The following is a 12,391-nucleotide window of genomic DNA, read 5'->3' as shown; positions in this document are numbered from 1 at the left end:
AAGGACAATGAAAAAATAATTAATTATAAAAACAAGGAAGATTATAAAGTTAATTGAAAAAAGAAAAATAAATGATTTTTATGGATAAGGCAAAAGTTAATAACATAATTTTAAACTATAATCTTGAAGGAGAAGGCCGAACAATAGTGTTCATCCATGGACTCTCAGACAGCCTGAACTATTGGAGGCCCCTCCAGGAGAGCCTAAAGGGAGATTACCAAACATTGTCATTTGACTTGAGGGCTCACGGAGAGTCTGGTGATGATAGGAAAGAGATAACCATCGACTTATACCAAAAGGACCTTTATTATTTATTGAATTATTTGAATATAGAAAAAGCAGTACTGATTGGCCTATCATTAGGAGGAAATGTGGCATTGGACTTTGCAATAAATCATCCGAAGATGGTTGATGGACTTATAATAATGTCAAGCTTCTCTGAGTTTTCAGACCATTTGAATGAGATATTTGACAGCTTTGAAGAAGCAATAGAGCAGGGATTTGAAGAGTTCTTTGATGTAATTCTACCTTACACGCTACCTGAAGATGTCCTAAAAAAGCATGAGGTAGAATTGGAATACGTTAAAAAGGAAGGAGCAAAGACTGCAAACATTGAAGGAATAAAAGCAGGAATCAAGGCAGGATATAGCTTTTCCATAACTGACAAACTAAATACAATAGATGCTCCGACAATTGTGATTGCAGGTGCTGATGATGAGCTGACAGATCTGGAGCTTCAAAGGAAAATATATGATAATATTGATAATTCTGAAATGATAATTCTTGAAGACACCAAGCATAATGTCCTTATTGGGAAAAATATAAGCAGAATCTTGGATATAATTAATGAATTTATGTTAAAAATAGAATAAATAGTTTTGAATAAAAAAAATAATAAATCTATAAATAGATAGAAGAAATTAGTTATAAAAAAATAAAGAAAAATAAAATAATAAAAGAAAATAAAAAAATAAGATATTGGACTATAAAATCTTATAATAGTCCCCATTATGCTTATAGACAGCTTCAATAAGTCCCTTATTTTCCAAAGACAGAATAATATGATACATCCTAAAGTCTGTAAGCTTCAAATCACCATACAATAGATTGCCCTCTATCTCATACCTTGAAACCAAATTGTTCTCATCTGCCAAGGACTTGATTATTTCAAAGGACTTTTTCTCCTTCTGATTCAGTTCAGCTGTAAGAACATCCTCTTTTGAATCCACAGTATTTATTACCCCTTCAAAATCCCTTAACTGAACATAGGAACCTTCATAATGGACAAGACCCTTATCCTCAAGGCTTTTTAAGAGATCATTCAAGTCGTGCTCATAAAGGCCCAACTCATCCTTAATGACTGAGGCATCTATTCTCTCTTGGCCATGCTGTTTTATTTTGATTTTAAGACTTCCTCTTCTTTTACTGTAATTGTTATCATAAATATAAACCTTATTAATTAATTAAAACAAAAATAATGGATTTAAAAAATTTTTCTATTCTTTCGATTTTTGATTTTGATTTTGATTTTACTAATATTTTGTACATGATATTTTATAAACTTATAGATTTTTCACACATTTAAATCAAGACCCTCATTTTACAATACCATACGATTTAGCCATAACATAAAGTAATATTTTTTTTAAAAGTGAGAATATTTGCCACTTTTTTATAGGATAAAAATAAACCCCATTTTACATTTCTTTTAATGATTCCTCAACGGACATTAAAGATTTCACCCTAAAATCAATTTCATATCTTAATACCAATTTTACGATATGACATCAATTTTACACTTTCAAGTAAAATTTACCAAATGAAGTCAATTTTACGAAATGATATCAATTTAACATTATTAAATCAATTTAACACTTTTAAATCAATATTTATCTCAAAAAAACCATTATATTTATTAATGATAAAAATAAATTATTAATTGAAGTTTTTTCCTGCTACAAAAAAATATCTATCATCCGAAAATGGAGGAAAAAAATGAAAAATATAAACAATGATCTTCTAAAAGATTCATTAGAATTCTTGAAAGACAACTCTGAAAAGATTCTAAAATACTCTTTAGAAATCCTCAAAATCTTCATTTTATTAATGAAATAAAATGTATTCAGTTGTTGAACTAAAAAAAATAATTGTTTTTATATTTTTTATAGGGTAGTTTTTTCTTCAACAGTTAATATTATATACTTTAAACATATAATATTACATAGAGTTATTTCATTAACTCCTAGGATGATAGAAAATTTAAAGCCAAGGATTCATTTTGAATCCTTACTTTAAGTTTTAAACTTATTTTAAATCTCTTTTTTAATAAAAATGTATTAAACTCTTTTTAAAGCCAAATAATAATCTTTGAACCCCTTTCATAAATGAAAAATTATTTATTAAATCAGTTAATATTATATAGTCTAAAAATATAACATTACTTAGAGTTATTTCATTAGCTCCTAGGATGTTGGAAAATTTAAAGTTAAGAGTTCTTTTTGAATCCTTACTTTAAGTTTTAAAATTATTTTAAATCTCTTTTTTTATAAAAATTAACATAATGATTAAACCCTTTTTTTTTATCATCAAATATTTTATTTTGAAACCCTTTTAATACAATTAAACAAGTTTCTTACTATAATCAGATATTATTTTTTTTATATTACCATCTAAAGACCGGTCTATAGAAAAGCATAGCCCCATCATTAAAAAGAAAACTATCACCAAATCTTAAAAACAGCACAAAAAGAATCTCGAAAAAAGTCTAAAAAGCGTTAAAAAAAAAGAATAATTATTTATTTAAAAAAAAAGAAGAAAAATATAATAAAAAAGAAGAATAAATAAAATTATCCATTATTTATTCTATTAATAGCATCCTTTGCACCGTATTGCACAAAAGAGCTTTCATCATTCAATAGCTCTTCAAGCTTTGGAAGAGCTTCCTTAGCATCCAATGCACCAAGGACCCAGCATGCAGCACCTCTTACTCTCCATTTAGGATTGTCAAGCTCTGCAATTACAGGTTCGATAGCTTCATCACCCATGGTGGTAAGTGCAGTAGATGCTTCTCTTCTTACCAACTTGTTTCTGTCACCCAAAGTGGCCACAAGTGCTGGAATGGCTCTTTTATCCCCGATAGCTGCCAATACCTGAGCGGCACCTATTTTAATATCCTTATTTCTTTGGCCTAAAGCTTCAATGAGAGGGCATACTGCCTCTTCCCCTTTAAGTTCAAGTGAGCCAATTGCCTCTTCACGAACAAAGTCATCCTCATCCTTTAAATCCAAAATCAATTCATCAATAGATTTTTCCATACTATTACCCTCCTAATAATAACTATTAAAAAGAATCTTTCAAATATTTTATTAGATATTCTATATATCTAATCCATATTTGGATATATTTTATTATTATTCTTATTCTGAGTCAACATAACAAAAATTTTAAAATTTTTGCAATTGTCAAAATAATATAATCGTTAATTTTAATATATGCGAACTAATATTTAAAATTATGTTTTTTTAAAAACTTGAAAATCCTAGTAAAACCATGAAATCTACATATAGCCATAAGAAACAGTGTTTTGTTGAAAAACTCTTGTTTTCTACAATAGCTGAAGCATATATCCGACCCTTTTCACTGAGCCTATCAGTCTAGGCATGGAATAAGTTGGATTTATGACGTAGGCCTAATCATGCTCACGGAGAACTCTTAAATTCTTGCTCACTGCATATGGGTTTCGTAAAACTTCGGTTTAATGAACTTAATTAAACTAAAAAAGTAATTAAGAATAGTAAAAAAATGATTCAAGAAAAAATGAAATCTTCTAAAAGAAATAAATGAAAATATCCTTTAAAAAAAATATTAAAATATAGTAAAAATAAATTAAAAAGAAATTAATAAAAATTAGTTTATAATAATAAAAGCATTCGAAAAAAGATTTCTAAGCTTTTGCCATTTGATATCCATCGTAAGCAGCGTAAATACCGAAAATCAATTCAATAATATTGAAAGGCAAGTATTTATTCAAGAAGTACACGTATAATCCAATGATTACTAAGAATACTATGAAAAATATTATACCTTTCTTAATATCACCAGCATATGCTTGACCTAATCCTGGAACTAAGAATGATAAAACTGCTGCAAGAATAAAAAAATGAACAATATATACTCAATAATCATACAAAATCAACTTATGTCAAGTGAAGATATCCAATTAATAAAATTTAAACAGAAATCTTTATAAGAGGAACAAGAATATTTTTAAGTTAAAAATTCAAAATAAAAAGATTCCTTTAGAATAAAACCAAGCAATGTTTACAAAATGAAAAAAAAATGTACAAAAATATACATTGATGATTAAAATTAAAAAAGATTAAAACTTATAAAATCATAATATAATATATTAAAAAAATTAGGGATTATGATTTATGATAAAAATTGCAAGAATTGATGGAGACGGCATAGGCAAGGAAGTGACAGAGGCAGGAGTGGCTGTTCTCGAATCATTAGACCTAAACATCGACTTCGTAGAAGCTGAAGCAGGTCGAGAATGTTTTGATAAGAACGGAACAACCATACCTGAGGAGACCATAAGGATTGCAAGAAATGCAAAGGCAACCCTATTTGGAGCAATCACTTCAACACCTGGAGAGAAAAGCCCGATTATCACCTTAAGGCAGGAATTGGATACATATGCCAACTTAAGACCAATAAAATCATTCAAGGGAGTGGACTGCCTCTTTGATGATTTGGACTTTCTCATTGTTAGGGAAAATACTGAAGGATTATACTCTGGAAAGGAAAGATTGGAAGAGGATAAGGCAATAGCCCATAGGGTGATTACAAGAAAGGCGAGCGAAAGAATCTCAAGGCTTGCATTTCAAGAGGCAATCAAACTGAATAAGGAATCAGTAACTTGCGTGCATAAGTCAAATGTGCTAAAGAAAACAGACGGCGTATTTAAAGACTCATTCTACAATGTGGCAAAGGACTATCCACAAATAAAAACAATCGACTATTACGTGGATGCAACTGCAATGTATCTTTTAACAAAGCCACAGGAGTTTGATGTGATTGTAACAAGCAATCTCTTTGGAGACATCCTATCTGACGCTTCAGCAGGTCTTGTAGGAGGATTGGGACTTGCCCCATCAGGAAACATTGGAGACAAGCATGGGCTCTTTGAGCCGGTGCACGGATCTGCTCCAGACATTGCAGGAAATAATATATCAAACCCTATTGCTATGATTCTGTCAGTTTCAATGATGCTTGAATACCTGAATGAGGATTATTTGGCAAGTAAAGTAAAAACAGCCTGTGAAAATGTCCTAGAAAAGGGAAAAGTCTTGACACCAGACCTAGGTGGAAATGCTAAGACAATGGATGTGGCAAATGAAGTCATAAAAGAAATAGAGAAATTAGACTAAGGTAAAAGATTATGAAAACACATAAAATCAATAATAAAAATACTCGCAGATATTATAAAATACTATTAAAATTAATGAGGAAAGCTAAAAGACATTAAAAATAATTCTTCATAAGTAAAAAAAAAAAAAAAAACCAAAAAATAATGAAAATTAAAATTATTCTTAATAAGTAAAAAAAACCCAAAAAAATAATTAAAAATAAAGATAGAGGCTAAATATGTTAAATATAACCACATTTTTAGATGCTAATGCATGCAGACTAGAGAAGGAAGTCTTTTATTATCCAAATAGAGAGCTAAGATACAATTCAAAAGAACTTTTAACAATAGTATCAGGAATAGGACAATCATTAAAGGATAAAAATATAGAAAAAGGAGACAGAGTGCTCATCTATTTAAACAACTCTCCAGAATACTTATTCTCACTTCTTGCAATATGGAGAATAGGTGCAATTGCAATCCCTACCAACAGAATACTTACCTCTGCCGAATTAGACTATATGATTAGTGATTCCGATGCAAAGCTGATTATAACAGATGATGAAGCAAGAGAAACCATAAAAGACCTAAAAATCAACTCATACATCATAGAGGACTGTGAGAGCTTTAAAGATAGCGAGGTCTTACCTGCAGAGGAAACAGAATGGGACGACCTATGCCAACTCCAATATACCTCCGGAACAACAGGCAAGCCTAAAGGCTCAATGCTAACCCATGGAAACTGGTTTACAGCAATCCACAATGCCTGTGACGTATTGACATATAAGGAAGATGACACATTCCTATGCATCTATCCTATGGCTCATGTAGGTATTCTTTGGGCAATAGCTGCACTGAGAGCCGGAGCATTATGCATAACAATGGACTTCTTTGAGATAAACGAATACTTAAGATTATGTGAAGAGGAGAAGGTAAGCGTTCTCTCTGGAATGCCTCCTGTAATTCACACCTTGACAAACCTTGAAGAGGAAAAAAGAGAAAACCTATCCACAGTCAGAGAGATAATAAGCGGAGGAGGCCCACTTCATAGAAAGATCTGGAAAAAGTTCATGGGACAATATAATATCCCAATCATAAATGCTTATGGGCTTTCCGAATCAATAGTCATAGGAACAGGCACTGTAATAAGACCTGAGGACTATGCTACAGCAGACAGATACGAAAGCGTAGGACATCCTGTTTGCTTTTCAGAGCTAAAGATAGTGGATGAGGATGATCCAAACAAAACATTAGATAAATATGAGCATGGAGAGATAGCGCTTAGAGGACCTGCAATAGCCAAGGGCTATTGGGGAATGGAAAAGGAAACAAAGGAATCATTCCTTGAAGACGGATGGTTCCTCACAGGGGATATAGGTTATATCGATGAGGACAATCGTCTTTTCATTACAGACAGAAAGAAAGACATGATTGTAATGAGCGGATGGAAAATCTATCCTACAGAAGTTGAGGAAACCCTTATAAAATATCCTAAGGTAGATGAGATTGCCATATTCAGCATAAATGATATTCATAGGGGAGAGCTTCCAGTGGCTGCAGTTGTATGGAAAGAAGATGAAGATCCAGAGGGACTGCTTGAATATTCAAGGGAATATCTTGCAAGATATAAGGTTCCAAGAAAGATATTCACTATGGATGAGCTTCCAAGAGTAAATGGTTGGAAGCTTTTAAGAAGGGAACTTAGAGAGATGTTTTCACAATAAGAAGAATAAAATAAAGAATTCACAAAAAGAAGAAAAAACTTATAGAATTCAAAAAAGAAGAATAATAATTCTTCTTTTTTACTTTTTTTATAATCAAACACCATAAAACCCCAAATTAGCATTTAGAAACCATATAAATTATACCAGATATCACCATCCATTAAACACTGAACATTATTTTAATAAATTAATGCCATATTTTTTATCTTTTTTTAAATATTTTGAACAAAAATATAAATTATTTAACCATTTTAAGTATAATAAACCTTTAAAAACAAAATATACTGAATAAACACCAAGAAAATTTAAAAATATTTAAATATTTTATAAAACAAACTATTAAATAGAAATCACATTCTTTTATAAGAATCTGGTTTAATTTAAAAGGTGAGAAAAAATGGGAAAACTAGATGGTAAAGTAGCAATCATTACCGGAGCAACCTCCGGTATGGGTAGAGAATCTGCAAAACTATTCGCTAAGGAAGGAGCTAAAGTAGTTGTCTGCGGAAGAAACGAAGAAAGAGCAGCAGCTGTTGTAGATGACATCAAGGCAGCTGGCGGAGAAGCAATATATGTAATCGTCGACATGGCAAACCTTGACGAGGTACCAAAAATCTATGAGGCAACCATGGATGAATACGGCACCATTGACATTCTATTCAACAATGCAGGTGTATTAAGCATGTCCCCATTGATGGACCTTACCCTTGAGGAATGGAACAAGGTATTCAATGTTAACGTAACCTCTGCATTGGTCCTCACTCAACTTTGCGTACCTGTAATGAAGGAAAAAGGAAAAGGAACAATTGTAAACACCTGTTCAGTAGCATCCTTTGGAGCTCACCATGGATTCGCAGCATACGTAGACAGCAAACACGCCATGATGGGACTTACCAGATCAATGGCATGGGAATTAGGTCCTGAAATCAGATGTAACGGTATTGCACCAGGTCTTATCCACACTGCAATGGTAGACAGCATTGGAGGCCCTGGAGCATTGCAAAACATGATTGACCAATGCCCAGTCAAAAGATGCGGTGAAGGTCAAGACATTGCAGAGCTTGCATTATTCCTTGCAAGTGACGAATGTACTTTCCTAGATGGTCAAATTATTAAATGTGACGGTGGATTCGAGATATAATCTTAATTTCACCTCTTTTTTATTTTTTTTACTTTTTTTTAAAGATTATTTAGTTAATCAACACCTTACAAAAACACCTTACAAAAAAAAACAACCTACTGAAAATTCCAAAAACTAATTTTAAAAATTTTAATTTTTATTTCGCCAATTAAAATTATTAAATAAGTCTAATTGAGTAAATTTTATAAATATTTAAATTAAATAATAAAATAAGCAAAATCTATTTTTTAAATTGAAACTAATTAATAGGAAAATAAAATGAGAAAAGTATTTGAAAGCATCATAGAAGCTTTAAAGTATCCATTCAGAGATTGGAAAAATATTATTGTAATTGGCTTTCTTCTATTAATTGCTTCTTTAGGAAGGAAATTGCCTTTTCCAGAGGACCCACAGCAGACAGTTGTTTTTATAGGTGCACTCTTAATACTTTTTTTGCAAACAGGATACGGTTCAAAAATCGTTTATAGCGGATTGAAGGGAGAGAATATTCCTCCAAAACTAAGGCCCATACCAAAACTGATATGGGAAGGTTTTAAAAAAATCATTATCATCATCATTTATGTCCATATAATGGTCATATTCATTAGTGTTGGAAAAACCCAATTAAGCGCAAATAATATTCCAATAGCCATAATACTATTTGTTTTAGGGGGAGGAACTTATCTCTTGATGGTTGGAGGTCTCTTGAACAGGTATTTCCACCATGGAAAGTTTATTAAGGCATTCTATTTAAAGGAAATCATTGCAATCATTAAGAAGATTGGATTTTGGGACATGATATCCATCGTCATATGTGCCATGATATCTCAAACATTAACAATTTCCACATTCATCAATTTAGTTAAGGGCATGTTCACTTCAATAGAGCTGGTTTTATGTATAATTGCATTCTTCTTGGCACCAATAGCCCTAATGTCCACCAAAAGATTGATCTCATTAAATTTAAGAAGAATCTTATCTTCAGATGAAGATTTGGAAAAATTTGCATTCTAATAAAATTAAAAGCATTGGAATTCAAGAGAATGAGAAATATAATGAATTTTGACTTATAAAATAGAAAATTAATTTAAATTAAAAAAAAGAACAATATATAGATAATATGCTAAAATAAGCATATATAACTCTATATAATAAAAATAAATAATAAAATAAAACTTAAAAAAAGATAATGAATAATAAAAAAAATAAAATAATAATAAATAGAATGCTTAAAATTCTACTTATAAATCATAGTTCCAATTCCATCCTTTGTAAAGATTTCAATAAGTAAAGTGTGCTTAATTCTTCCATCCAAAATATGCGCTGATTTTACACCATTATTCAAGGCTTCAACACAAGTCTCAATCTTAGGAATCATTCCACCACTGATTATTCCCTCTTCAATAAGCTGAGGAACCTCATCAATATGGATCTTTTGAATGAGAGTTGATGGGTCATTAGGGTCCCTTAAGACACCTGGAACATCTGTTAAAATTATAAGTTTTTCTGCATCAACTTCACTAGCAATTGCACCTGCAACAGTATCTGCATTGAGATTCAAAGTTTTAGAATTTTCTGCAATTCCAATAGGGACAATAACAGGAATATAATCATTTTCAGTATACATCTCAAGGATTTCAGGGTTAATCTTATCCACCTTACCGACTAATCCCAAATCAATCTGCTCGATTTCACCGGTATCGTCATCCTTAATCTCATGCATGGTCTTAGAGGCCTGAATAAGCTTATTGTCTTTACCGGACAATCCTGCTCCTTTTCCGTCATGATGACATATCTGAGATACGATATCTGTATTGATGCTACCTACAAGAACCATCTTTACAATGTCTATTGTCTCTTCATCAGTTACACGAAGGCCTTTGATGAATTTAGGCTCTTTTCCTAATTTTTCCATGGAACGGGTAATTTCAGGACCGCCTCCATGAACAACAATAGGCTGCATGCCTACATATTTTAAGAGCACAGTATCACGAGCTGTAGAAGCCATTGCATCAGCATCTACCATTGCATGGCCTCCATACTTAATCATAACTTTTTTATTGTAAAATTTCTTAATGTAAGGTAGCGCTTCTACCAAAAGATTAATGCTTTCCATTTTATCACATAATTATAATTTTTTTGATTGTTTTTAATTAATTAGAATAATTTAAATTGGAATTAAACGATTTAAAGTATGATTCATTAACCGTTTTAAAAATATCATAAATCAATGATAGGAAATATTTATCTATTTTTACACAATTCAAATATCACTATCTAAATTTGTTAATAATAGTATAAATATATGACTTAAAATCAAGGCAAAAATAATGAAATCTTTACAATTATGAAAAACAAAACTCCTTAAGAATACTAGTTTTAAATTATAGGAACAAATTTTTCACTCAGGAATTAAAAAAATTAAAAATTTTAGTTTCAAATCAAACAAACCATTTTATAAAATAAGAACAATTAATGTATAATAAACTATACATAAAAATCACCCTAAAAAATAGGCCAAAATTTACATATTTAAACTATTTATTAATTCTTAAATGAAGTAAAAATTGATGTCATCTCGTAAAATTGTGCGAAAGTGTGAAAGTTGTATGGACTTGTTAAAATAAAGCCTCTAAATGCTTAAATTTAAATATGAAAATGAAAAAATTAAAAATTGACTTGGGTTCATTTCAAAGGAAAAATTTCTTAAAAAAAAATTGATTTGAAAAAATCCTAAAATAAGATTTGATTATTGATAAAATAATCATATTTGACCTGAAGAATTTTTATTCATTAGAAAATAATAGATTTAATTCTTAAAAGTTTAAATTCTTTTTGAAACTTAAATCTTAAGAGTTTGGTTCTTTAAGAGAATAAATTCACGAAAGGATCAATAAAAAAAATCTGATTCTTAAAAAGAACAATCACGAAAAAGGATTGGACTAAAAGATTTAATTCTAAAGGGGCTTAAATCAAGACTTAAATTAAAAAAATCCTATCAAAGCATTATTTTCTAAGGACCCTATTGAATGGATTTGAGTTAAAAAAACAAGGAGTGAAAAGATGTTTAAAGTAAGCAAAAGCATATTAATCGTTTGTTTAGTATCCCTTTTCCTATTAGTTTCACAAGCTAGCGCTGCAGACTCTAATGGCTTAAGCATAAGAGATATTAATTCAGTTGATGAAAACTACAATCTTGATGCCAGTTATCTTGACTCCCTCCAAGATTCAAATGGCATGCATTCAGATTCCTCTCTAAACTCTAATGGCTTAGATGATAAGTCAAACTATGACAAGACTTCAATAAGTCAGAATCAAACCTCCTCTAACTTAAAAGACAATGATTTAGATAATAATGATGGAGAAAGCGAGATTATTGAAGAGGAAGCTAAAGACACCGAAGGTGTAGTGATGGCTGGAGACAGCTACAGCTGCGGACCCGCATCCCTTGCAACTGCATTAAACAGGCTTGGCTTAAACCTTAGCCTATCTGAAGTATCCCAGCATACCAACACCAGCAAGGATGGAACCAATATGCAATCCTTAATCGATGCTGCAGGATACTACAATTTCTCTGCAGTTGGAGTTGAAATCCAATCTAAAGACTTAGCTGAAAACTCCATAGTCCATTTGGATATTGATGGAGCAGAACACTGGACTGTAGTAAGCAAAGTAACTGAAGAAAGTGTCTTTTTAGCTGACTCAACAAGGGGAAACATCAATATGAGCATTGATGAATTCAACTCCCTCTTTAGCGGAAAGGCAATCCTATTATCTGAATTGAACAAAACCAATGTTTCAAATGTGATATCCAACAAAAACATTAAGGTTTTAGATCAATCCCAATGCTTAAACGTTAAAGGAAAAGGATGGGTTAGAGTGCTTGTAGGTTATAAGACCGAATGGAGATACGGCTTAATCAACACCTATTCATGGGTGCTAAGACCAAAAGTCATCAATGGACATGTATCCTATTCTGCATGGGAATATGTAAAGGTAAAACATCTTAGTTGGGGAAAATATAAGGTCAAAGTACCTATCTACAAATACAAGTACATCAAAAACCAATATGAGGTAAAAGGAAAGAAATAATTGATTAAATAAAATCTATATTTCCTTAAAATCAGTTATGATTTA

Annotated in this window: 9 protein-coding genes; 6 read left to right on the top strand and 3 right to left on the bottom strand. The window is 31.0% G+C overall.

Annotation, left to right across the window (positions count from 1 at the left end; genetic code table 11):
* The first annotated feature begins 80 nt into the window (after positions 1-80).
* Entirely contained in the window at positions 81-872 is a 792-nt protein-coding gene (locus MRU_RS05210; protein ID WP_012955837.1) for an alpha/beta fold hydrolase, read from the top strand.
* Positions 873-983: 111 nt separating this feature from the next.
* Here the strand turns inward: MRU_RS05210 and MRU_RS05205 are convergent, their stop codons facing one another.
* Positions 984-1,346: a hypothetical protein gene (locus MRU_RS05205; RefSeq protein ID WP_012955836.1), complete on the bottom strand. Its 363-nt coding sequence runs from the start codon at positions 1,344-1,346 to the stop codon at positions 984-986.
* 1,500 nt (positions 1,347-2,846) lie between these two features.
* Positions 2,847-3,314, bottom strand: a complete 468-nt coding sequence (locus MRU_RS05200) for a HEAT repeat domain-containing protein (RefSeq protein ID WP_012955835.1) — start codon at positions 3,312-3,314, stop codon at positions 2,847-2,849.
* Positions 3,315-4,433: 1,119 nt separating this feature from the next.
* Between MRU_RS05200 and aksF the strand changes: the two genes are divergently transcribed.
* The 4 genes from aksF (at position 4,434) to MRU_RS05180 (ending at position 9,268) form a co-directional block, all read left to right on the top strand.
* Complete coding sequence (aksF, locus tag MRU_RS05195; protein ID WP_012955834.1) at positions 4,434-5,432, top strand: homoisocitrate dehydrogenase; 999 nt, start codon at positions 4,434-4,436, stop codon at positions 5,430-5,432.
* A 217-nt stretch (positions 5,433-5,649) separates the two neighbouring features.
* Positions 5,650-7,134 (top strand): class I adenylate-forming enzyme family protein, encoded by a 1,485-nt coding sequence (locus MRU_RS05190; protein WP_012955833.1) that lies wholly within the window; start codon positions 5,650-5,652, stop codon positions 7,132-7,134.
* Positions 7,135-7,531: 397 nt separating this feature from the next.
* The gene (locus MRU_RS05185; RefSeq protein ID WP_012955832.1) at positions 7,532-8,275 is read left to right on the top strand and encodes an SDR family NAD(P)-dependent oxidoreductase; all 744 of its coding nucleotides are present in this window, start codon (positions 7,532-7,534) and stop codon (positions 8,273-8,275) included.
* Positions 8,276-8,533: 258 nt separating this feature from the next.
* Positions 8,534-9,268 (top strand): DUF4013 domain-containing protein, encoded by a 735-nt coding sequence (locus tag MRU_RS05180; protein WP_012955831.1) that lies wholly within the window; start codon positions 8,534-8,536, stop codon positions 9,266-9,268.
* A 223-nt stretch (positions 9,269-9,491) separates the two neighbouring features.
* Here the strand turns inward: MRU_RS05180 and argB are convergent, their stop codons facing one another.
* Complete coding sequence (gene argB / locus MRU_RS05175) at positions 9,492-10,370, bottom strand: acetylglutamate kinase (protein WP_012955830.1); 879 nt, start codon at positions 10,368-10,370, stop codon at positions 9,492-9,494.
* Between the two features lie 947 nt (positions 10,371-11,317).
* Here argB and MRU_RS05170 point away from each other — a divergent pair.
* Complete coding sequence (locus tag MRU_RS05170) at positions 11,318-12,346, top strand: cysteine peptidase family C39 domain-containing protein (RefSeq protein ID WP_012955829.1); 1,029 nt, start codon at positions 11,318-11,320, stop codon at positions 12,344-12,346.
* Positions 12,347-12,391 lie beyond the last annotated feature (45 nt).

The organism is Methanobrevibacter ruminantium M1 (genome assembly GCF_000024185.1).
Lineage (GTDB): Archaea > Methanobacteriota > Methanobacteria > Methanobacteriales > Methanobacteriaceae > Methanobrevibacter > Methanobrevibacter ruminantium.
The sequence above is the reverse complement of the archived record's forward strand: the minus strand, read 5'-3'. Positions and strand labels throughout refer to the sequence as shown.